Genomic DNA, 21,274 nt, shown 5'->3' with positions numbered 1-21,274 from the left:
AACGTGCGGGTGACGGATCGTCACAGGTCCGTCAGATTTTTCGTCGGGCTGTGATAAAGTCCGCGGCCTGCAAATTGCTCCACCTTCTTTTCGGTCCAGCTGATGTGGCCTGCCCGCTTGTTGCCCTGATTGGCTGACCGTTGCACATAAAAAAATCAGAGATGCCGTTATGACTGCTGTGTCCCCTTCACTTTTGCAACGCCTCAAACAGACTGGCCTGGTCACGCGAATCATCATCGGCCTGATCGCCGGTATTGTCCTGGCATGGCTGGCGCCAGATCTGGCGAAATCCACCGAGTTCATCGGCAAGGTGTTTGTATCCGCGCTCAAGGCCGTGGCGCCGATCCTGGTGTTCGTACTCGTCATGGCCTCCATCGCCAACCACAAGCACGGCCAGGAAACCCACATCCGGCCCATCCTGTTCCTGTATCTGCTGGGTACTTTTGCCGCGGCAGTGGTCGCGGTCATTGCCAGCACGTTGTTCCCCTCCAGCCTGGTGCTGGCCACCCAGGACGTTGCCGTCACGGCGCCAGGCGGCATCAGCGAAGTATTGCAAAGCCTGGCGCTCAGCGTGGTCGATAACCCGGTCCGTGCGTTAATGACCGGCAACTTCATCGGCATCCTGGCCTGGGCCATCGGCATGGGCATCGCCATTCGCCACGCGGGCCAAACCACGCGCACCGTGCTGGAAGACCTGTCCAACGGCGTGACGGTGATCGTACGGCTGGTCATCAGCTTCGCCCCGCTGGGGATTTTCGGACTGGTGGCCTCGACCCTCGCCACCTCCGGTTTCAGCGCCCTGCTCGGCTACCTGCACCTGTTGACCGTGCTGATCGGCTGCATGCTGTTCGTGGCGCTGGTGGTCAATCCGCTCATCGTGTTCTGGAAACTGCGTCGCAACCCGTACCCACTGGTGTTCACCTGCCTGCGCGAGAGCGGCATCACCGCGTTCTTCACCCGCAGCTCGGCGGCGAACATTCCGGTGAACCTGGAACTGAGCAAACGTCTTGGCCTGCATGAAGATACTTACTCGGTTTCCATCCCGTTGGGCGCTACCATCAACATGGCCGGCGCGGCCATCACCATCACGGTCCTGACATTGGCGGCCGTGCATACGCTCGGCATTGTGGTGGATGTGCCAACGGCCGTGCTGTTGAGCGTCGTCGCAGCGATCTGCGCCTGCGGTGCTTCCGGCGTTGCCGGTGGTTCGCTGTTGCTGATCCCGCTGGCGTGCAGCCTGTTCGGTATCCCCAGTGAAATCGCCATGCAGGTGGTTGCGGTGGGCTTCATCATCGGTGTGCTGCAGGATTCGGCTGAAACGGCTTTGAACTCGTCCACCGATGTCTTGTTCACGGCGGCGGCTTGCCTGGGCGAGGAAGAGCGAGCGCAGCGTACTGCGTAAACCGTACAGCCCCGCAAAAAAGAAAAGCCCGGAACGGCTCGCACCGTTCCGGGCTTTTTCATGGCGGAGGCTTTAGAAAGCGCCCATGTAATCACGCTTGCCCACTTCCACGCCGTTATGGCGCAACAATGCGTACGCGGTCGTCACATGGAAGAAAAACTGCGGCAGGCCATAGGTCAGCAAATAATTCTGGCCAGTGAAGCGCTTCTCCTTCGGCGTGCCCGGACGCGTCACGATCTCGATGCCTTCCTTGCCATCGATCTGCTCAGGCTTGATCCCTTCGATGAAGGCCAGCACCTTGGTGATCAACGCTTGCAGCTCGGCGAAGGTGGTCTCGCTGTCGTCATATTTCGGCACCTCAACCTCGGCCAGGCGCGCGGAAACACCCTTGGCGAAGTCCACGGCGATCTGCACCTGGCGCACCAGCGGGAACATGTCAGGGAACAGGCGGGCCTGCAGGAAAGCGTTCGGGTCGATGTTCTTCGAAGTGGCGTGGGCCTCGGCCTTGTTCAGGACGTCGCTCAGGGCATTGAGCATCTGCTTGAAGACCGGGACGGAAGCGGCATACAGGGAAAGTGTCATGGCAATCTCATGCGAGTGATAGAAGGGAATACATCGAACGTGGGCGATTATAGCCACGGCTTGTTACGCACCTTGTCTTTTATTGCGCAAGGATTACGCTAGGCGGCTTCCACAGCATAGGGAACGCGCGATGAGCATCGAAGAACAAAGCCCGGCCGACGAACCACGGCTCACCAGCATAGAAATCCGCATTCTCGGTGCACTGATCGAAAAACAGGCCACCAATCCCGAGACCTATCCTCTCACCCTTAACGCCCTGGTGCTGGCCTGCAACCAGAAAACCAGCCGCGAACCGGTGACCAATCTCAATCCAGGCCAGGTCGGCCAGAGCCTGCGCGCCTTGGAAGGCCGCGGCTTTACCCGATTGGTCATGGGCAGCCGCGCCGACCGCTGGGAGCACCGGGTCGACAAGGCGCTGGAATTGGTGCCAGCCCAAGTGATCCTGATGGGCCTGCTGTTCCTGCGCGGCCCACAAACGGTCAATGAACTGCTGACCCGCAGCGGCCGCATGCACGATTTCGAAGACACCGAGCAGGTCGTGCATCAGCTTGAGCGCCTGATTGCCCGCGGCCTGGCGCTATTGGTTCCGCGCCAGGCCGGCCAACGTGAAGACCGTTATGTGCATGCCATGGGCGATCCGGCGGACATCGAGGCCATCCTCGCCGCCCGCCACCAGCCCGCCGAGCGCAACACCGCTGGCGGCGTGTCGCTGGAGCGCATCGAAGAGCTCGAAGCGCGCATCGCGGCGCTGGAGGAACGGCTGGCGCGGTTGGAATAACAGCGCTACGCGGCCCGGGCGAAAGCCACGGCTTTTTCGAACTGCTCCAGGTTGGGCCGCACGCCGGTGTACAGGACAAACTGCTCCAGGGCCTGGATCGCGATGACTTCCAGCCCTGTGATGACCCGCTTGCCTTCCGCCCTGGCGCGCACGATCAACGGCGTTTCCGAGGGAATCGCCACGACATCGAACACGGTCTCGGCAGCGGTAATGGCGGACGGCTCGAATGCCAGCTGATCCGCCTCCACGCCCCCGGTCATTCCGATCGGCGTCACGTTGATCAGCATCTGTGGCCGACGCTCTCCCAGTTCGGCTTGCCAGTCGTAACCCAGGGAATCGGCCAGGGCGCGTCCGGTGGTTTCGTTGCGAGCGACGATCAGCCCGTTTTTGTAGCCCCCGTCGCGCAAGGCGCTGGCGACCGCCTTGGCCATGCCACCACTGCCCCGTAGCGCGAAGGTCGACTCCGTGGGCACGGCATGGCTTTTCAATAGTTGGGCGACGGCGATGTAATCGGTGTTATACGCCTTCAAATGGCCGTTGGTATTGACGATGGTGTTGATCGACTGGATCGCCGCAGCGGAAGGATCCAGCTCATCGACCAAGGCTATGCAAGCCTCCTTGAACGGCATCGATACACCGCATCCACGAATCCCCAGGGCGCGGATACCGCCCACGGCCCCGGGCAGGTCCTGGCTGCTGAATGCCTTGTAATAGAAGTTCAGCCCTAATTGTTCATACAAATGATTGTGGAAACGCAGGCCGAAATTGCCTGGGCGCCCCGACAGGGATATGCACAACTGGGTGTCTTTGTTGGGATTCATTTGCATACGGGTCTCCTCCGAGCACTTTTCGGACAAACGGAATCGCCGTCCTGACCGGTTTATTCGATGATCAGACACCGGGCGTAGGGCAGCGACTCGCCCGTTTGTGTAAAAAAAATCAGCGACAGACCTTACACAATATTTACCCAACGGCGTCGCAAATCCTGGGAAAATCGCTGTCATAGCAAGTATCCCCGCGCCCCTACTTGGGTCTGTTGCAGACCACAGGCGCCGGGGCCGGAACGAGGAATCGCCATGAAACGCACACTCCCCATCATCGCCCTGCTCGTGGGGGCACTCGCGGTCACCGGCCAGGCATCCGCCCATGGTCGCGGTGGTTGGGAGGGGCCCGCAGTGTTCGGCGCCATCGTCGGCTCTGCCATCGTCGGCTCCGCGCTCATCAGCCGTGACCGGCCGGTGTACGTCCAACAGCCGGTGTATGTGCAACCGCAACCGGTCTATGTGCAGCAACCCCCACCGGTCTACTACCAGCCGCAGCCGGTGTACGTGGAACAACCGATCTACTACCGCCCGGCTCCGGTTTATTACGGGCCACCACGGGGCTATTACTACGGCCCGCCACGCGGTCATTACGGCCGCTGGTAATCAGTTATTAGGCAATAAAAAAGCAGCCTGCGGTCGATGACCCCAGGCTGCTTTTTTCATGAAGGAGTCCTGTTATCAGGATTCAGACATGCTCGCTGCTTTTCAGACGCGCCGGGCCATGCTCTGGCGCCAGATGGTCAGGCACCGCCACCACCGGTATCTCATTGCCATCGCAGTCGTGCAGTTTGCCGTCGCTGAAATAGTCGCCTTCGCGCAACGCGGCCAGATCCTGATACCGCAAGACCCGCTCGGTGCCGGCGGCGAACACCGATTGTTGATCGGAATTACCGGCGGTGAGGTGGTTGAAGGCGAGGTTCAGGACAATCGCCATGATGGCCGAAGAGCTGATGCCGGAATGGAAAATAGTTGCGAACCAGCTTGGGAAATGATCGTAGAAGTTAGGCGCGGCGATGGGGATCATGCCGAAGCCGATAGACGTGGCGACGATGATCAAGTTGACGTTGTTGCGGTAATCGACCTTCGACAAGGTCCGGATACCGCTGGCCGCAACGGTACCGAACAGCACGATACCCGCACCGCCGAGTACCGACGTCGGCACGGCGGCAATCACCCGGCCCATGAACGGCAACAGCCCGAGCACCACCAGGAAAATCCCGCCAGTGGCCACCACGAAACGACTCTTGATACCGGTCACCGCCACCAGGCCGACGTTCTGGGCGAAGGCACTCTGGGTGAACGAGCCGAAGATCGGCGCGATCATGCTCGACAGCATGTCAGCGCGCAAGCCGTTGCCCAGCCGCCGGGAGTCGACCTTGGTGTCGATGATCTCGCCCACCGCCAGGATGTCGGCTGAGGTCTCCACCAGCGTCACCATGATGACAATGCACATCGACAGAATCGCAGCGATATGAAAGGTCGGCATGCCAAAGTGGAACGGCGTTGGGAAACCGAACATCGGGCCTTCGCTGACCGATGAAAAGTCGGCCATGCCCAGGAACACCGCAATGACCGTACCGATGACCATCGCCAGCAGGATCGACAGCCGGGAAATAGTCGCGCTGCCCATTTTGCTCAACAACAACACCAGTACCAGCGTCACAGCAGCCAAGCCGATGTTGGCCATGCTGCCGAAGTCAGGGGCGTGGCTATTGCCGCCCATCGCCCAGCGCGCCGCCACTGGCATCAGTGTCAGGCCGATAGTGGTAATGACGATGCCGGTCACCAGTGGCGGGAAGAACCGGGTGATCCGCGAAAACACCGGGGTGATCAACAGACCAATCAAGGAGGCGGCGATGACCGCGCCAAGGATCGCCTGGAAGCCCCCTTCACCACCGGTGCCAACAATCGCAACCATGGTCGCGACGCCTGAAAACGAAACACCTTGGACCAGTGGTAATTGGCAGCCAAAGAACGGCAGGCCAAGGGTTTGCAGCAGGGTCGCCAGCCCCCCCGCGAACAATGAGGCTGCGATGAGCAGACCGATGTCTGCCGGCGACAGTCCGGCCGCCTGGCCGATGATCAAGGGCACCGCGACGATGCCGCCATACATGGTCAACACATGTTGCAGGCCGTAAGCCATATTCGCGCCGACGCCGAGGTTTTCGTCCTCGGGCCGTGGGAGTGAAACATGGGGCGTTTTCATGGTTCGGGGGTTCCCTGTTTTTTGTTATGCGCACACTGTATTCAAAACTCAGGACAAATGTCCATAGAGTTGTATACAACTTGTTGCCAGTGGCGGCATCAACAGGACTGCAATTTCCAAACCATAATGATCAAAACGTCACACCAATAGCTGCTCGATGGCCGGACGCAGCGAGGCCAGTGGCGGCACTCGCAGGCTGAACTCATTCTCCAACAGCTCGATCAACTCATCGGCGTCGTTGATGGTGCGACGCTCGCTTTCATGCCCGATTCGGTGCAACGCATAACTGTTGCCGTTCAGGGTCTTGCGCACCCCATCGCCGGTGCGAGCGACCATCAGGCGGCCCATGAACGGTGATTCCGGGTGGGAGCAGACGTACCAATTGCCGACGGTGAAGTCGATTTCCTCTTGGCGTTGCAGATCGAACAGGTACATCGGACGCCATTCATCGGCGACTTTTGCACGCAACAGATAGCCGTCCTCGTTGACGTCGATTCGATACGGCTCATGCGGGGTCAGTTGCATCTCGCGGCTATCCAGCAGCAGCGGCGCAGTCGGCACCATGCCGCCGAAGCCGACGTCGGTGATATAGCGAACATCATCGATTGTCACCAGGCTCAAGCGATGGGTCCGTGCAGTCCAGGCACCTTCGGGGGCATTCATGACCACCCGTCCGGTGATCGCACGGACGTTGAAGCCGAGCGCCTGCAACAGCGCGAAGAACAGTTGATTGAGTTCGTAGCAATAACCGCCGCGCCCCTGTTCGAAAACCTTCCGCTCCACCGACTCCAGGTCGATCGGCACGGGTTCGCGCAGCAGTGTCGAAAGCGTTTCAAAGGGGAACTCGGCGGTGTGGCGCCATTGAAGCTGGCGCAGCGTTTCAAGGGTGGGTGGCGGTGCCGAGTCGAAGCCCAGGCGTCGCAGATAACGACCGGTATCGCTCAGTCGAAGTTGGCTCATGGGGGACTTCCTTTCCTGTGGAGTGCAGCGTTTTCAATAAGCGCGCTGCGATTGGGCAGGTATAAGGCATTTCCCGTCCACGGACAATCTGCCGGGTGCCACGCCCCCGTTCAACGCCGCTTGCGCGAAGACAACCGGATCCAGGTCGGGGCATGGTCGCTGGGATGTGGCTGGTTCCTCACCCAAGCGTCCACGCCCGCCTCGCTCAGGTAGGCACTGGCCAGCGGATTGAGCAACAGGTGGTCGATGCGCAGCCCGGAATTCTTCTGCCAGTGCTGACGGAAATAATCCCAGAAGGTGTAGATCCGCTCCTCGGGGTAGAGGTGGCGCAATGCGTCTGTCCAGCCTTGGTCCAGCAATCGCTGATAGCATTCGCGGCTTTCTGGCTGCAACAGCGCATCCTTGAGCCAGGAGCGCGGGTTGTAGATGTCCATGTCAGTGGGCACCACGTTGTAGTCGCCAGCCAGCACCACCGGATGGTCACTCGCCTGCAGCCCTTGGGCATAATCGATCAGCCGCTCGAACCAGGCCAGTTTGTATTCGAACTTCGGACCAGGCTGTGGGTTGCCGTTGGGCAGATAAAGGCACCCCACCAGGACGCCATGCACCGCCGCTTCAAGGTAACGACTGTGGCTGTCATCGTCGCCGCCCGGCAAACCGCGCCGGCTCTCCAGCGGCTGCGCATCGCGGGCCAGGATGGCGACGCCATTCCATGAGGCCTGGCCATGCCAGATTGATCCATACCCCACCGACTCCAGCTCCGCCGCGGGAAAGTCCTTGTCCGCCGCCTTGAGTTCCTGCAAACAGACGACGTCTGGTTTCTCCCGCTCCAGCCACTCCAGCAGATTAGGTAGCCGGGCCCGGATGCCGTTGATGTTGAAGGTCGCGATCCGCAGGTTTTTCATGGGCCATGAACTCGATTTACCAAGACACTAACTGTGACCGGCGGCAAGCGGCGCAGGTTGCAACAAATACTCAGGAACCGGTTCGCGGCAACGATCGACCGCTTTCGAGCAGGTCTGCAAACGCCTGCTTGTCGATAGGCCGGCTGAGGAAATAGCCTTGCACTTCGTGACATTGATCGGTGCCCAACGAACCCAGTTGGGCCAGGGTTTCCACGCCTTCCGCGGTCACGGTCAGGCCCATCGCCTTGCCCAGGTTGATGATCGCCTGGACCACGGCGCGGTCATTGCTGCTGTTGCTCATCGAGGCGATGAAGCGCTTATCGATCTTGATGCCATCGAACGGATAGGTGCGCAAATAACCAAGGGACGAATACCCGGTACCGAAATCATCCATGTTCAAGCGCACGCCCAGTTCCTTGAGCGCGTTCATGACCTGCAGCGCGCCGTCCACATCGTTGAGCATGACGTTCTCGGTGATTTCCAACTCCAGGCGACTGGCCGGGAAATGGGTTTCGATCAATACCTGGCGCACATCCTCCACGACGTCGCTGCGTTCGAATTGGGCCGGCGACAGATTGACCGACACCATCAGCGCGCGCGGCCAGCTCAGCGCGGTTTCGCAGGCTTCGCGCAACACCCAGCGCGAAAGCGGAACGATCAGGTCGGTTTGCTCGGCCAATGGAATAAAGGCATCGGGGCCCAGCAAGCCTTGGGTTGGGTGCTGCCAGCGGACCAGCGCCTCGACAGCCACGATCTCCCGCCCATCGACCGTATAGCGCGGCTGGAAATGCAGGACGAATTCGTTTTTTTTCACCGCCTGGCGCAGGTCGTTTTCCAGCTGGCGACGATGCTGGATCTGATCGTTCATGTGCGAAGCAAAATAGCACCAGGTCTTCTTGCCCTCGGACTTGGCCTGGTAGAGGGCAATGTCGGCGCAGCGGATCAGCTCGCCCGGCACGTAGCCTTGGCGGCGGCTGACAGCGATGCCGATACTGGCGCCTATGTGCAGCGAGTGAGTCTCGTAGTGGATCGGCTGCTGCAGGCTTTCGATCAGCCGTTCGCAGAACCGGTCAATCTCAGTGGTGTTTTCCATCCCACTGAGCACGACGACAAATTCATCACCGCCCAGGCGCGCCACCATGTCGTGCTCACGGGTGCAGTCGCGAAGCCGCTGGGCCACGTCCAGCAGGACCGCATCACCGGCTGGATGGCCGAGCGAATCGTTGATCGGCTTGAAATTGTCCAGGTCCACCATCAGCAGCGCCAGCGGCGCGGAATGTTCCTTGGCCACCAAGGCATCATCCAGGTGACGCGCCAATTTGTTGCGGTTCGGCAGGCCGGTCAGGGCATCGTGCATCGACAGGTGCTGGACCTGGGCATGGGCCGCCACCTCGTCGGTGATATCACTGGCGGTGCCGCGATACCCGGTTACGACGGCCTTGTCATGGATGGGCCGCGCCGACACTCGACAGAATCGCAATTGGCCGGAATGGTCGCGGTACGAGCAACGCAAGTTGCTGGCGTGCTGTTCTTCGTCCAGTTTGCTTAGCCACAACGCAATCGGCGTGGTGTCGCAGTACAAGAGCTGTTCGATATCCTGCCCCAGCCATTGCTGGTCGGAAAAACCCGTGACCGTGTTGAAGCGCCCCGACAGGTAGGTGATGTGCCGATGGCTGTCGACTTCCCAGATCCAGTCGGACGCGGCCTCGGCCACGGCGCGGAAGCGTTCTTCGCTGGCCTCGAGGGCCTGTTTCGACTTTGCGAGGCTGTCATACCCGGCGTCCACCTGGCGAGCCGTACGCATGGCATATCGAAAAAAGTAGGCGGTGAGCAACGCCAGGATCAGCAACGCCCCGCCCAATGGTGGTAGCAGGGACCAGAGCAGTTGCTGGCCCGGCCGTTCCAGCCGCGACACCAGGCTGTAGCCGGTGCTGTCCAGTGGCACGGCGGGCTGGTCGGAAGCCAACGCCGTATCCTTCACCAGGTTCAAGTCGGTGAGGCCATAGCCCTTGCCCAACTTGCGCAGCTTGACCGGCGTTAACTGATCGACGAACAGCAACATCGACGTGCCACGGCGATCGACCTGGGGGCGTTCGTCGTTGGGCGTGATCACCGATGCAGTGACAATGGCCGGCCAGCCGTCGAACAACGTGTAGCGGATCAGCGGCATCGTCAGGTCGGCCTGTGCCTGGAGCTGATCCACCAGGTCCGCCAATGGCGTGTCGATATATTCTGTCGCCTCGGCCTGGACATGCTGCCCACGTACCACCGCATACTTGGTGCGCTCGCGATCAATCACAAACACACCCTCATACTCATCGTTGGTGAACAGGGTCTTGCCCATGTTCTGTTCGGCGTAGGCCCACTGCACATCGACTTCGCCATTGAGGTGCTCATACGCCGTGGTCCAGAAGGCGTAACTGGTGATGTAGTTTTTCGACGCCGTGATTCGATTATCGAGGGCGCGTTCGATATAGAAATGCGTCTTGCCCACGTCCTCCGCGTCCAGCTTCTGCGCGATGTTGAACAGCACGGCGATGGCCACCAGGACACCTGCGACAAACAACACGCCGAGACCTATGACCAGGCGCAGGGTAATCGGCGCATGTCGGGTGACGTCAGAAGGGGTATCGGCAGTGGTATCCATTGACCTGCTCCTGTCCTTTCGGCGCTGGCTTCGCCGTGCAAGCTTCACAACATGAACCGCAATTGACCCTTGGTTTTTTTAACCGTAGCAGCCAACCCGCGCCAATCGACGAACCCACAGGATTTGCCGAAAAGGCCTACGCACCATGTGTGGAAGTGTTGAGCAATGGACCGCTATCCGCGGCCGATGATTCCAACCGATCTCAACGATCAGAGCGCTCCAACGCGCAGAGTCCATCTTCCATCGACAGCGCCGCGACGCGGTTCCGCCCGCCGTGCTTGGCCTGGTACAGCGCCGCGTCAGCTCGTTGGATGAAGACTTCGATGCTATCCAGACTGCTGGGCACGAAGGCATGACAGCCCAGGCTCACCGTCAGATAGCCGGTGGGAGAACCCGAATGAATGATGTTTTTGTCGATGACGCTGCGACGGATCTGCTCGGCCAGCGCCATGGCCCCTGGCAGGCTGGTATCGGGCAGCAGGACCGCGAATTCTTCACCGCCAAAACGCACCGCCAGGTCGGCCTTGCGGTGGCAGCAACCCTTGAGCACCCTCGCCACCTCCGCCAGGCAGTGGTCGCCGGCAACGTGCCCGTAGGTGTCGTTGTAGCGCTTGAAAAAATCGATGTCGAGCATGATCAGGCTCAAGGGGCTGCGCTGACGGGCGCCTCGGCCAAATTCGATGTCCAGCGCCCGCTCGAACAACCGTCGGTTCGCCAGCCCGGTCAGGCTGTCGTGGGTGGCGATCAGTTCCAACGCCTCCTGGGCCTTGCGCAGGTCCGCCTCGATCCGCTCGCTGTTGCGCACCTGACGCACGAATACCCAGCCGAACAAACAGATACCCAACACCACCAAGGCAACGATGAGGCTGGATTGAAAAGCCGTGTCGTACCAACCCGCCAGGATCGCCTCCTCGGACATCGCCGCGGTCACCACCAGCGGATAAGCCTGCAAGTGCTGGTGCGCATAAAGCCTGACAACGCCGTCGGGTGCGCTGCGAATGATCGCATCGCCGGCGCCGGCGTTCGACGGCTCATGCTTATAGATGTGCTCCTCGGCCAGCGGTTGCCCAATCAGGCCTTCATCGAACGGCCGCCGCGCCAGCAGCGTACCGTCGGACAGCGCCAGGGCCATTTCGCCTTTGGCGTCGAGATTGAAACTCTTAAAGAACTGATCGAAATACGACATCTTGATGCCAGCCAGCAGCACGCCCTGGAAATTGCCTTTCGCGTCATTCAATCGGCGGGAAACCGGGATGATCCAATCACCGTTTTGTCGACTCCGGATCGCCGGGCCGACATGGGCGATCAGCGAGGCGTTCTGCTGGTGAAACTTGAAATAATCACGATCCGCGATCCCCGCGCCCCGGTGCAGGCTTGCAAAGGACGTAATGACCCACTGGCCGTTCTTGTCGAACAGGAACAGGCCATGCAACTGCTCCAGCGATTGCACCCGCCGGGCGAAGGTCTGCTGCAGGCGCGGTCGTGTCGACGGGCCGAACCCGTCGTTCTGGATCCAGTCCGCCAGGCTGGCCAGCACGAGGTCAGCCTGTACGAACGTGTCCTGGGCCTGTTGGGCCATGGCCCGGGTGAGGTTGGCCGAGGCAACACGCGCGGAGTCCAGGTCATGGCGACGGGACTGCTCCAATTGAAAATAGAGCAAAGCGCAAAGGCACAGGCACACGGCGGCGATGAACGTCACCGCAGCCTTGAGCAACGGCAGGCGTTTCAAGGCGCCGCCGGGCGCATGGTTCGGATCATGGATGGGGATAGGCAAGCGAAAATCCTGGGGAGGGCAAAACATGAGCGAATCGCTCAAAAGCCCCCAATAATCGGGAGCTTAGCGTACCGCTTGGGGGGCGGCAATTTGCCTTTAGGAGGAAGTCGATGGATGGCCGAGTGGATCCAAAAACCCCGGTATTTTCTGGCCGATATGCCCTTCAAAAGCTCATTGAACATGCCTTTGGCGGGACATACCGCCTCTGTGTCGGAAAATGCGCTCAGCGAACCGGGGGGACTCGGATTTCGCCCGCCCTGCATTGAGTCTTGACGCCTTTGCCACAGGCGGTAAATGCCAAGTCCTTGTCCATGCACACCCGTACTTCCGATAACTGCGGACCACGGCAAATCACGGCGACACCATCGGCCTCGATACCAGGATTGCTTTGGCGAAACAGCCGGATGATTTCATCGGCTTCAAAATAATGAGAGGAAGTGAAAGGTTGCAATGGCGTCGGAATCTTCACTGCTCCAAGCGCCCGGTCGGAAGCGTCTAGGTAACCCATGGCACCGAGGCCGCTGCAGGTGCCGTGCTTGGACCACTCATGTTCCAGCAGTTTGCGGGTAGGAAATAGCGTCAAGCCTTTCTCGCGCTCGGCAGCGGTCAAGGGCATCTCGCTCGAACGATTGTGGCCAGCCACCCCTGGCATATTGCGGCCAGAGACCGTGCAGGACAAAACCGTAGCCTTTGCCGGAGCATTGCGAGTCGTTCTGATGGGTAAGGCAGAAGGTAGGTGACCAGGACAGCGACAGTACGTAATAGTCGAATACCCCTGCAACCGGCTCGACTCCGGCGTCGCGCGGCTCGCGGGCGTTGCCTGTGCTGATGAAGCCCAGCGACAGGATGAACAGCATGATTATAGGTAAACGTTGTTTCATGACCCCTCCTTGGGTAGATGTGCTACTGGCTGGAATCAGAGTCCGGCCCGTGATCATTTCAATTTGATCTCAGCATTCAACGGAGGATTTTTTACAAGCAAACCGTCTCGGGGGCCATCTGAAATATGTAACACCCCTAACGCAAGCGGCCTTCGAGTTCTGGACTCCCGCACGCAACCGAGGCCCGATACCTGGCGACCTGGCCGGGTTGGCGGTAAACCTGATGCATCAGGCAAGGCGCTTGCTCAGATAAGCCGCCGTGGCTGGACACAGGGTCCGGAATTGAGCCGTAGCACTGATTGAAGCAGGCGCCAGGGAGCGGTCCCGTACCCGATATCCCTGCCTCACAAAAAAGGCTGTGGCGGTGTCCGTCAGCAAGTGAAGCCGCACCACCCCCTCGCGTTTTGCAAACGCCTCAAGCGTCGCCAGCACTGTCGCGCCAATGCCTCGTCCGCGATGGCCATCCAGCACAACCAGAGAGCGCAGCAACCGATCGGCGCCCTCCCCCTCGATTCCACCGAATGCCATGTCGATGCCTTGCAGGCTAAACATGAAAAAACAGCGACCCGGATAGTCCAGGTCATTTACCGGAAGACGAGCCCGGACAAGAGCCTCCCGCAAAGGCTCCAGCTGTTCTTTTTTCAATGCTGTCATGAGCAAGACGAGGGCCCTCTTAGTGTTTGGGTAAAGCTACGCTGCTTACTCAAAGGCTCGCAATCGGTCCGGCAATAAATTTGAACGGCACCAACCCCACATGAACTAACAAAGTTCATGGCCCGGCCCGTGCCTTTGCACTGAATCGGCCAGGGCACAACCTGAACAGCAATGGCACAGGTGACCCGCCAATGGATTCAAGCTCCCTCGAAATTTTTACCGACACCCAACTGCTCGGCATTTCCATCGCCAATTGGTTACTGGCCCTCAGCGTGATGACGCTGAGTTTCATCGTCGCCAGGGCCGGTATCGGTTTCCTGTTGAAAAACGTGCGCGCCCGGGCGCAGAAGCCCGACGCCTACATCAGCCATATCGCCGTCGAGGTGCTGTCCAGCACCAGCAACACCTTGTTGCTGCTGGCCTCGATCCTCATAGGCATCGGTGTGCTGGATCTGCCGGAACGCTGGCTCGGACGGGTCAGCAGCCTCTGGTTCGTGGTCGCGGCCTTGCAGGTGGGATTGTGGGCAAACCGGGCGATCGCCCTGGCGCTGATGCATTATTTTGCCCGGCACAGCCACACCGATATCCATCAGAAAAGTGCCCTGGCAACGTTGAGCCTCTGGGGCGCGAAAGTGTTCCTCTGGGCGGTGGTGCTGCTGGCCATGCTTTCCAACCTCGGCGTGAACATCACCGCCTTCATCGCCAGCCTCGGTGTCGGCGGCATCGCCGTTGCGCTCGCCGTACAGAACATCCTTGGCGACCTGTTCGCCTCGCTGTCGATTGCCGTGGACAAACCGTTCGAAGTGGGTGACTTCATTGTCGTCGGCTCGTTGGCCGGTACCGTGGAGCATGTCGGCCTGAAGACCACACGCATCCGCAGCCTGGGCGGCGAGCAGATCGTCATGGCCAACGCCGGGATGATCAGCACCACCATCCAGAACTACAAACGACTGCAGGAACGCCGCATCGTCTTCGAATTCGCCCTGCCCCAGGAATGCTCGACCGAACAGCTTCGCCAAGTGCCTGCCATCGTCGAAAGGATCATCAAGGCCCAGGAAAAAACCCGTTTCGACCGCGCGCACTTTCGCAGTTTCGGCGAAAGCACGCTGGAATTCGAAACGGTCTACATCGTCCTGGACCCCAGCTACAACGTCTACATGGACATCCAGCAAGCCATCAACCTGGGGATGATGGACGAGTTCGCCAGGATCGGCGTGCGCTTCGCCATGCCGTCCCGGGCCGTGCATGTGGCTTCGTTGCCGGAGATGCCTGAACAACTGACCCAGGGCAACACCGTCAGAAAACCGCTGCGAGTTGATGCGTCATCCGGCGCCCAGCATTAACTTGCAAGTTCGCTTCCATGACCCAGCGCAACTGACCACCCCGCCCCTTCAGCTAAGCTCAACCCATCACCACGACAGGGAATCGACATGAGCAAGGCAGACGAACTCGCGGCGAAGCTGAGGCAGGCCCAACGCACGCCGGCCGACACCGACAATTGTGCGGACCTGGCGATCGAACATTGGCCTGGCCAGGTGTACGAGCTGTATCGCCAGCTTGAAACCTGGCTGGCGCCGGTCTGTGAGGCGGGCCTGGTTATCCGGCGTAACCCCACCCATGTATTCGAGCGTCATGCCAGCGGATCGACGTATAACTACGCCATTGATCAGTTGGTCATCGAAGGTAATCACCGTCGCATCTCGCTTGATCCGATCGCCCGTTTCTCCCCCGGCGCCGAAGGGTGCATCGAAATCCACATGAAAGGCATGGAGCGCTGCATCCTGCGGACGGTGGGCGAACATGGCGAGTCGCGCTGGCATCTGCAGCCAACCGGACAACCACGGCCCGAACCCGTCACGTTGGATGAAGATGATTTCCTCTCGATCATCGAGGAAGGCTTAGGTCTCTAATGCAAGAGGGCGACTCAACGAGTCGCCCGTCTTAGTTCGGGGCCGATTCGAATGTCGCGTCTGGCCCGCTTTTGGTCGGCGCCCCTGCTTGCCTGTCTATGAGGATCGCCAAGGCATTGTCGATCTCATCGGCGGCGCGCTCGGCATGTTGGGCGTCCGCCCAAGTCCAGTACTGCTCCGACACGAGCCCGCCGACCGCATGCGCGCATAACTCATCGCAACTGATGCCCATCTTTCCCGCAGCGGCGATGACTGCCAGGAGGGCTTGCTCCAAGGGCTGGACTCTTTCAGTAGACACAACTAACCAACTCGGTAGGTAACCAGCCTGGAGCTTACCAAGATATCAATGTGCCACCAACCGCAGGCGCCCAACGGTTCTTCTCAACCCACCGTGCTGTATGTCCTGGCGCGCGTTGCTCGCGAGGATTGTCGAGCCGCCGCGCGAGCGGCCAGGATCGTCAACACAGCGGCAACAACCAGCACGGCCGCGCTGGTCTCGAAGGTCGCGCGATAACCGCTCAAGTCGAACAGAACGCCGCCCACCGTGGCCCCCGAGGCGATGGCGAGCTGGACGATCGCAACCATCAAACCGCCCCCGGCCTCGGCATCGTCCGGCAACGTTCTGGCCAGCCAAGTCCACCAACCTACGGGGGCGGCCGTGGCCACCAGGCCCCAGAGGCCGAGCAGCACAGCCGTGACCGACGCGGAGCTGCCGAACCCCACCAGCGCGAGGGCGATCGCGGCCATCAACAGCGGGATAACAATGAGCGTGCGATACAGGCCGTTCTTCAAGAACGAGCCGATCAGAAAAGTGCCCAGCAAACCCGCCAGACCAATCGCCAGCAACATCAGCGATAGCAGCGAGACGCCCACCTGCGCCACGGTTTCCAGGAAGGGTCGCAGGTAAGTGAACAACATGAACTGGCCCATGAAGAACGTGCTGACCGCCAGCATGCCCAACGCCACCGGCGCCCGGGTCATGAGCTTGAAAGGATTCCCGCCGCCGCGCTTCGCCTGGTTCGGCATCGAGGGCAGGCTCAACAGCAGCCACGCCAGGGCAAGTGCGGCAACCGGCACGATGCAGAAAAACGCGCCACGCCAACCGATAATCGCCCCCAGAAAGCTGCCTAGCGGCGCAGCGACAACTGTCGCCAGGGCGTTGCCACCGTTGACGATGGCCAGGGCGCGAGGGACTTTATCTTCCGGCACCAGCCGCATGGCCGTGGCCGCCGACAGCGACCAGAAGCCGCCAATCGCAACGCCGATCAGCGCGCGACCGACCATGAAAATCAGGTAACTGGGCGCCACTGCCGCCACTGTGCCGGACAAGATCATCAACAGCGTCAGTGCCGAGAGCAGCCACTTGCGTTCGATCCGGGCCGCAATCGGTGCGATGAGCAGGCTGGTCACCAGGGCAAAGGCTCCCGAGACGGCGATGCCCTGGCCGGCCTGCCCTTCAGTGATCTGGAGGTCCGCCGCCACCGGCGTCAGCAAGCTGACTGGCATGAATTCGGACGCAACAAGGGCGAAGGCAGCCAGCGACATGGCAAGCACCGCGCCCCACGCAGGCTTGCCCTGTGGTTCTAGCGATGAGATAGAGGTCATAACAATCCTGAAATTTCTGGAGCGCTCGGAAGCCCTCGTGGGAGCGAGCTTGCTCGCGACGGCGACGATGACGCCATGAACTGAATCCGACGGGTATTTTCACGAATGGGTATCGACGGTCGGTAGAACATTTCGCTGGAGTTCTTGCCCGATCCTGTGAACCCGCCGGTTACGCATAGGCAACGCTTCGCTTGGCGGGTTAATGTTCTGCCCATAGCTATCAACCCAGACAGAATCGACATGACCACCCAAGGCAGATCGCCACAAGACCGGCTCGCAAACCTCATCGCCACCCGGACGGCCGGCGCGGGTGACTTTGAAACGTCAATTGCGGGCCTGTGCTTTTTCCGTCGCGACGCCCCTGCCCCGCCTATGACCTGCATGATCGAGCCAAGCATCGTCCTCGTCGCCCAGGGGATGAAGCAGGTGTGGATTGGCGGCCAGGCATACGGGTACGACACCACACGTTTCCTGATGACGTCGCTGGATATGCCCGCGAACTCCGAAGTGCTGGCGGCCAGCCCGGAGCAGCCGTGCCTGGGCCTGGTCATGCGGCTTGACTTGCGCATGGTCGCCGATCTGGTCGCCCAGGGTGGCGTGGCGCCCAGTGTCGAGCGCCCCGCGGGGATTGGTGCGAGTATCGGCACGGCGTCAGCGGATTTCCTCGAGCCGTTCGTGCGTCTGCTGGCGCTGCTGGATGAACCCGAAGCGATCCCCGTGCTGGCCCCGCTGATCCAGCGGGAGATCCACTATCGACTGTTGATGAGCGACCAGGCCGCGCGGCTGAGGCAGATTGCCTCCGTCGACAGCCAGGGTTACCGGATCGCCAAGGCCATCGACTGGCTGAAACTCAACTACACCGGGCCCGTTCGCGTGGACGACCTCGCGGCGCGCGCGCAGATGAGCGCCCCGACCTTCCACCATCATTTCCGCCAGCTCACCGCGATGAGCCCGCTGCAATACCAGAAGTGGCTGCGGTTGAACGAAGCGAAGCGCCTGATGCTCAACGAGCACCTGGACGTGGCGAGCGCCGCCTACCAGGTGGGCTATGAAAGCCCTTCGCAATTCAGCCGTGAATACAGCCGTCTGTTCGGCGCTTCGCCGAAGCGGGACATCGCGGCGTTGCGCAGGCCCGCGAATATCATGAACGCTGACTGATTCGCGGTGCCCGGTTCCATTGTGTCGAGGAACCCTCAACCTGGCCCGCCAGCGCAATACACTTGCGTGCCAGGATCAGAGTGGGGTCAACAAGCGCCACCTGATGCCCGTTGATATCGAACGCCTCGCAATGCCTCAACACCAACGGCAGCTCCGTACAGCCAAGAATCAACACCTGTGCCCCCAGTTCGCACAAGTGCTCAGCCGCCAGCAATAGCTGTTCCCGGCAAAGCCCCTCGGTGAAACCGGCCTTGATGCCTCGCGGCCCGTAGATGGCGTCCATCACCATGGCCTGATAGTCGACACCGGGCGTAACGATTTCCAGCCCGGCGCGGCTGGCCGCCTGGTGATAGACCTGGCTCTGCAAGGTGCCGGACGTCGCCAACAGACCGACTGCCTTGCCGGAGCCGTACGCGTTCACGATCCACTCAACCGTCTCGGTCAGCATATTCACGATCGGCACCGTCAGATGCGCCTGGATGCGCTCGACAAATGCGTGGGCCGTGTTGCAGGGAATGGCGATGGCGTCGGCGCCCGCACTCTCGAGGCGTTTGCAGGTGGCGTACAGCGCCATCGTCGGGTCCGCCTCATTGTGCAGCAGGTTCGCCGTGCGGTCAGGGATCTGCGGGTTCTGCTCAACCACCAGCTTGATGTGGTCCTGATCCTTGTCGGCGGGCGTATTGGCGACCACCTTGGCCATGAAATCCACCGTGGCGGCGGGCCCGACACCGCCGACGATACCGAGCTTGAAGGCTGGGCGATGGTGGGGTTGCGGGTCCTTCGTCGCGAAATCCGCATAGATCTGGTTGATGTCCAGGACATTCAGCCTTTGATCTTGCAAAGGCCCACAGATCAGCGAAAGCTCGGTCATGCCGGGGACGATTACCGTTGCGCCTTGGGCTCGCAGCGAAAGGCAGGCCTGGTGGACCGCCTCGAACGGCGCGCCATCGAAGTGGCCGTCCTTGATACCGTCGAGGCCGTACATCGCCTCCATCACCTTCGATTGCGCTTCGACGTCGGGGTAGATAACCGGGTAGTCCTTGCCAAAGTGCTCTTCGAACAGACCGCTATGGCGAACGAAGTCGGAAGCGATCACACCCAACGTCGCCCCGACAGGGACGCTACGGCGGACGTGCCCACTCAGGGCCGCCATCATGTCGAGCACGGCAATACCTAATTCAGCCTCGATTTCCGCGCGAAAGGTCTGGCTGGCGAAGCATGGCAGCATCACCGCATCCAGGCCGCTCGCCTCGAAGGCCTTGCACACCTGGAACACGTAGAACTTACGCGACGTCATGCTCGCGCCTGCGTCCAAGGGCAGCAGCACGTCCTTGAACGGATGCTGTTCGAACAGGAAATGATAGCGGCCCTGGTCTTCGATCACGGCCCTGGACTTGACCAGTTTGTAGAACAGGTCACCGCCGGCCAGCGACCCCAGGCCACCGACGATGCCCAGCTTGCGGACGACAGATACGTTGCGGATCGACTTGCCCTTGGCCTTCATATCGTTTCTCCTCAAACAACCGGGACCGTTCCGGGAGCCGCTTCGGCACGAGACCGGACGGCGGGCTGTTCGCAGGCTTCCTCGGCGTGCTCTTCGTATGGCTCGGCCTTGGCCACAACGGCCGTTGCGATGCTGTTACCCACCACATTGGTCGCCGTACGCGCCATGTCCAGGAATTGGTCGATGCCAATGATCAGCAACAGCCCCGCCTCGAGAAGGTTGAACATCGGCAACGTCGCCGCGACCACCACGACCGATGCCCGGGCCACGCCGGCCATGCCCTTGCTGGTGATCATCAGTGTCAGAAGAATCAGCATCTGCTGAGTGAAACTCAGGTCAATGTTGTAGGCCTGGGCAATGAACAGGATCGCGAACGCTTGATACATCATCGAGCCGTCGAGGTTGAACGAATACCCCAGGGGCAGCACGAAGCTGGAGACGCGTTTGGGCGCGCCAAATTTCTCCAGCGCCTCGATGGTTTTCGGATAGGCGGATTCGCTGCTCGCGGTGGAAAAGGCCAACAGGATCGGCTCCCGGATCAGCTTGCCCAAATGAAAAACCGAACGTCCAAGGAACACGTATCCAGCACCGAACAGCAACGCCCAGAGGATCAGGATGCCCAAGTAGAACTCGGCGATGAGCTTGCCGTAATCCACCAGCAAGCCCAGGCCCTGGGTGGTGATGGCCGAAGCGATGGCGGCGAACACACCAATCGGTGCAAAGGCCATCACGTAGTCGGTGATCTTGAACATCACCTTCGCCAATTCTTCGATGGAATCGGTGATGCGCGTGTGACCGGCGCGCTTGACGCCTGCCAGCGCGAAGCCGAAGAACAGCGAGAAAACCACGATTTGCAGGATCTCGTTATTGGCCATTGCCTCGGCAATACTTCGAGGAAAGACATGGCCGATAAACGCCTTGAGACTGAAATCCCCAGTGTTGACGGGCACGGCTGCGGACGCATGCTGGGCGACTTCCAGATTCAATCCGGCGCCAGGTTGGAACAGGTTGACCAACCCCATGCCAATCAACAGCGACACAATCGAAGCCGTCACGAACCACCCCATCGCCCGGGCGCCAATCCTTCCTACGGAGCGGGAGTTGCCCATGCTGGCGATACCACCGACCAATGTCGCGAACACCAGTGGCGCAATGATCATTTTGATCATGCGCAGGAAAATGTCGGTGACCATCGAGAAATATGCAGCGATTTCCTTGGCGCTTTGCTCGCTCCCTGCGAAATGGTGACACGCCCAACCCACCAGCACGCCCAGGGCGATGCCCATGGCAATTCGACGCGGGAGCTTGTTCTTTTTCACGGTGCTGTCCTCAAGTAGTTCTTGGATTTTTATTACTTGGCAGGTCACGCTGATTCGCCTGAAGCCGCGAGACGTCAGCGCTACGAGAACAATTCTAGGGAGAGCATCGAACGGCATGATGAGTAATCCGGCCACGCTCATGCATTTTCGGAATAGTTATGTGTT

General features: G+C 60.4%; 18 protein-coding genes and 1 pseudogene. 6 read left to right on the top strand and 13 right to left on the bottom strand.

What is annotated here, in order from left to right; all coding sequences use genetic code 11:
• The first annotated feature begins 169 nt into the window (after positions 1-169).
• Entirely contained in the window at positions 170-1,402 is a 1,233-nt protein-coding gene (gene sstT / locus JMN22_RS11310) for a serine/threonine transporter SstT (protein WP_030140011.1), read from the top strand.
• Positions 1,403-1,474: 72 nt separating this feature from the next.
• Here sstT and JMN22_RS11305 read toward each other — a convergent pair whose 3' ends face one another.
• Positions 1,475-1,984 (bottom strand): DUF1993 domain-containing protein, encoded by a 510-nt coding sequence (locus JMN22_RS11305; RefSeq protein ID WP_030140010.1) that lies wholly within the window; start codon positions 1,982-1,984, stop codon positions 1,475-1,477.
• A 130-nt stretch (positions 1,985-2,114) separates the two neighbouring features.
• On the opposite strand from JMN22_RS11305, the gene JMN22_RS11300 reads away from it, so the two are divergent.
• Positions 2,115-2,762, top strand: a complete 648-nt coding sequence (locus JMN22_RS11300) for a YceH family protein (protein ID WP_030140009.1) — start codon at positions 2,115-2,117, stop codon at positions 2,760-2,762.
• A gap of 5 nt (positions 2,763-2,767) precedes the next feature.
• Here JMN22_RS11300 and JMN22_RS11295 read toward each other — a convergent pair whose 3' ends face one another.
• Positions 2,768-3,589 carry a shikimate 5-dehydrogenase gene (locus tag JMN22_RS11295; RefSeq protein ID WP_198797800.1) on the bottom strand — a complete coding sequence of 274 codons (822 nt, stop codon included), beginning with the start codon at positions 3,587-3,589 and terminating at the stop codon, positions 2,768-2,770.
• A 249-nt stretch (positions 3,590-3,838) separates the two neighbouring features.
• Here JMN22_RS11295 and JMN22_RS11290 point away from each other — a divergent pair, with 249 nt between their 5' ends.
• A complete protein-coding gene (locus JMN22_RS11290; protein WP_198797801.1) occupies positions 3,839-4,189 on the top strand; it encodes a hypothetical protein in 351 nt (116 codons plus the stop codon).
• An 82-nt stretch (positions 4,190-4,271) separates the two neighbouring features.
• On the opposite strand, the gene JMN22_RS11285 is transcribed toward JMN22_RS11290, so the two are convergent.
• The 7 genes and pseudogenes from JMN22_RS11285 to arsN2 all read right to left on the bottom strand — a co-directional run bounded on the left by JMN22_RS11285 (position 4,272) and on the right by arsN2 (position 13,613).
• Positions 4,272-5,792, bottom strand: a complete 1,521-nt coding sequence (locus tag JMN22_RS11285) for a nucleobase:cation symporter-2 family protein (protein ID WP_198797802.1) — start codon at positions 5,790-5,792, stop codon at positions 4,272-4,274.
• 138 nt (positions 5,793-5,930) lie between these two features.
• Entirely contained in the window at positions 5,931-6,752 is an 822-nt protein-coding gene (locus JMN22_RS11280; RefSeq protein WP_030140006.1) for an arylamine N-acetyltransferase family protein, read from the bottom strand.
• A gap of 110 nt (positions 6,753-6,862) precedes the next feature.
• Positions 6,863-7,657 (bottom strand): exodeoxyribonuclease III, encoded by a 795-nt coding sequence (gene xth, locus JMN22_RS11275; protein WP_030140005.1) that lies wholly within the window; start codon positions 7,655-7,657, stop codon positions 6,863-6,865.
• A 70-nt stretch (positions 7,658-7,727) separates the two neighbouring features.
• The gene (locus JMN22_RS11270; protein ID WP_198797803.1) at positions 7,728-10,304 is read right to left on the bottom strand and encodes a bifunctional diguanylate cyclase/phosphodiesterase; all 2,577 of its coding nucleotides are present in this window, start codon (positions 10,302-10,304) and stop codon (positions 7,728-7,730) included.
• Between the two features lie 202 nt (positions 10,305-10,506).
• A complete protein-coding gene (locus JMN22_RS11265) occupies positions 10,507-12,078 on the bottom strand; it encodes a sensor domain-containing diguanylate cyclase (protein ID WP_198797804.1) in 1,572 nt (523 codons plus the stop codon).
• A 223-nt stretch (positions 12,079-12,301) separates the two neighbouring features.
• Positions 12,302-12,959, bottom strand: a pseudogene (locus JMN22_RS11260) (ribonuclease T2 family protein).
• A 228-nt stretch (positions 12,960-13,187) separates the two neighbouring features.
• On the bottom strand, positions 13,188-13,613 hold the full coding sequence (gene arsN2 / locus JMN22_RS11255; RefSeq protein ID WP_198797805.1) for an arsenic resistance N-acetyltransferase ArsN2: 426 nt from the start codon (positions 13,611-13,613) through the stop codon (positions 13,188-13,190).
• Between the two features lie 191 nt (positions 13,614-13,804).
• Between arsN2 and JMN22_RS11250 the strand changes: the two genes are divergently transcribed.
• Both JMN22_RS11250 and JMN22_RS11245 read left to right on the top strand, forming a co-directional pair.
• Entirely contained in the window at positions 13,805-14,956 is a 1,152-nt protein-coding gene (locus tag JMN22_RS11250) for a mechanosensitive ion channel family protein (RefSeq protein WP_030140000.1), read from the top strand.
• 87 nt (positions 14,957-15,043) lie between these two features.
• Positions 15,044-15,523, top strand: coding sequence for a hypothetical protein (locus JMN22_RS11245; RefSeq protein WP_030139999.1), 480 nt, complete (start codon positions 15,044-15,046; stop codon positions 15,521-15,523).
• Between the two features lie 31 nt (positions 15,524-15,554).
• On the opposite strand, the gene JMN22_RS11240 is transcribed toward JMN22_RS11245, so the two are convergent.
• Together JMN22_RS11240 and JMN22_RS11235 are read right to left on the bottom strand one after the other, a co-directional pair.
• Positions 15,555-15,797: a hypothetical protein gene (locus tag JMN22_RS11240; protein WP_051065964.1), complete on the bottom strand. Its 243-nt coding sequence runs from the start codon at positions 15,795-15,797 to the stop codon at positions 15,555-15,557.
• A 107-nt stretch (positions 15,798-15,904) separates the two neighbouring features.
• Positions 15,905-17,128, bottom strand: a complete 1,224-nt coding sequence (locus tag JMN22_RS11235) for an MFS transporter (protein ID WP_198797806.1) — start codon at positions 17,126-17,128, stop codon at positions 15,905-15,907.
• 240 nt (positions 17,129-17,368) lie between these two features.
• Here JMN22_RS11235 and JMN22_RS11230 point away from each other — a divergent pair, with 240 nt between their 5' ends.
• The gene (locus tag JMN22_RS11230) at positions 17,369-18,286 is read left to right on the top strand and encodes an AraC family transcriptional regulator (RefSeq protein ID WP_198797807.1); all 918 of its coding nucleotides are present in this window, start codon (positions 17,369-17,371) and stop codon (positions 18,284-18,286) included.
• On the opposite strand, the gene JMN22_RS11225 is transcribed toward JMN22_RS11230, so the two are convergent.
• Positions 18,270-19,790 carry an amino acid racemase gene (locus JMN22_RS11225; protein ID WP_198797808.1) on the bottom strand — a complete coding sequence of 507 codons (1,521 nt, stop codon included), beginning with the start codon at positions 19,788-19,790 and terminating at the stop codon, positions 18,270-18,272. The two genes, JMN22_RS11230 and JMN22_RS11225, sit on opposite strands and share 17 nt — an antisense overlap.
• Before the next feature lie 11 nt (positions 19,791-19,801).
• Positions 19,802-21,109: a cation:dicarboxylate symporter family transporter gene (locus JMN22_RS11220; protein WP_198797809.1), complete on the bottom strand. Its 1,308-nt coding sequence runs from the start codon at positions 21,107-21,109 to the stop codon at positions 19,802-19,804.
• Positions 21,110-21,274: the final 165 nt, after the last annotated feature.

It is taken from the genome of Pseudomonas sp. HB05 (genome assembly GCF_016756915.1).
In the GTDB taxonomy this organism is placed as follows: domain Bacteria; phylum Pseudomonadota; class Gammaproteobacteria; order Pseudomonadales; family Pseudomonadaceae; genus Aquipseudomonas; species Aquipseudomonas alvandae.
The sequence above is the reverse complement of the archived record's forward strand: the minus strand, read 5'-3'. Positions and strand labels throughout refer to the sequence as shown.

What these genes read in the sequence shown, in the direction of transcription:
- sstT (WP_030140011.1), top strand. Translation starts at nt 170, where the DNA reads ATGACTGCTGTGTCCCCTTCACTTTTGCAACGCCTCAAACAGACTGGC.
- JMN22_RS11305 (WP_030140010.1), bottom strand. Translation starts at nt 1,984, where the DNA reads ATGACACTTTCCCTGTATGCCGCTTCCGTCCCGGTCTTCAAGCAGATG.
- JMN22_RS11300 (WP_030140009.1), top strand. Translation starts at nt 2,115, where the DNA reads ATGAGCATCGAAGAACAAAGCCCGGCCGACGAACCACGGCTCACCAGC.
- JMN22_RS11295 (WP_198797800.1), bottom strand. Translation starts at nt 3,589, where the DNA reads ATGCAAATGAATCCCAACAAAGACACCCAGTTGTGCATATCCCTGTCG.
- JMN22_RS11290 (WP_198797801.1), top strand. Translation starts at nt 3,839, where the DNA reads ATGAAACGCACACTCCCCATCATCGCCCTGCTCGTGGGGGCACTCGCG.
- JMN22_RS11285 (WP_198797802.1), bottom strand. Translation starts at nt 5,792, where the DNA reads ATGAAAACGCCCCATGTTTCACTCCCACGGCCCGAGGACGAAAACCTC.
- JMN22_RS11280 (WP_030140006.1), bottom strand. Translation starts at nt 6,752, where the DNA reads ATGAGCCAACTTCGACTGAGCGATACCGGTCGTTATCTGCGACGCCTG.
- xth (WP_030140005.1), bottom strand. Translation starts at nt 7,657, where the DNA reads ATGAAAAACCTGCGGATCGCGACCTTCAACATCAACGGCATCCGGGCC.
- JMN22_RS11270 (WP_198797803.1), bottom strand. Translation starts at nt 10,304, where the DNA reads ATGGATACCACTGCCGATACCCCTTCTGACGTCACCCGACATGCGCCG.
- arsN2 (WP_198797805.1), bottom strand. Translation starts at nt 13,613, where the DNA reads ATGACAGCATTGAAAAAAGAACAGCTGGAGCCTTTGCGGGAGGCTCTT.
- JMN22_RS11250 (WP_030140000.1), top strand. Translation starts at nt 13,805, where the DNA reads ATGGATTCAAGCTCCCTCGAAATTTTTACCGACACCCAACTGCTCGGC.
- JMN22_RS11245 (WP_030139999.1), top strand. Translation starts at nt 15,044, where the DNA reads ATGAGCAAGGCAGACGAACTCGCGGCGAAGCTGAGGCAGGCCCAACGC.
- JMN22_RS11235 (WP_198797806.1), bottom strand. Translation starts at nt 17,128, where the DNA reads ATGACCTCTATCTCATCGCTAGAACCACAGGGCAAGCCTGCGTGGGGC.
- JMN22_RS11230 (WP_198797807.1), top strand. Translation starts at nt 17,369, where the DNA reads ATGACCACCCAAGGCAGATCGCCACAAGACCGGCTCGCAAACCTCATC.
- JMN22_RS11225 (WP_198797808.1), bottom strand. Translation starts at nt 19,790, where the DNA reads ATGAAGGCCAAGGGCAAGTCGATCCGCAACGTATCTGTCGTCCGCAAG.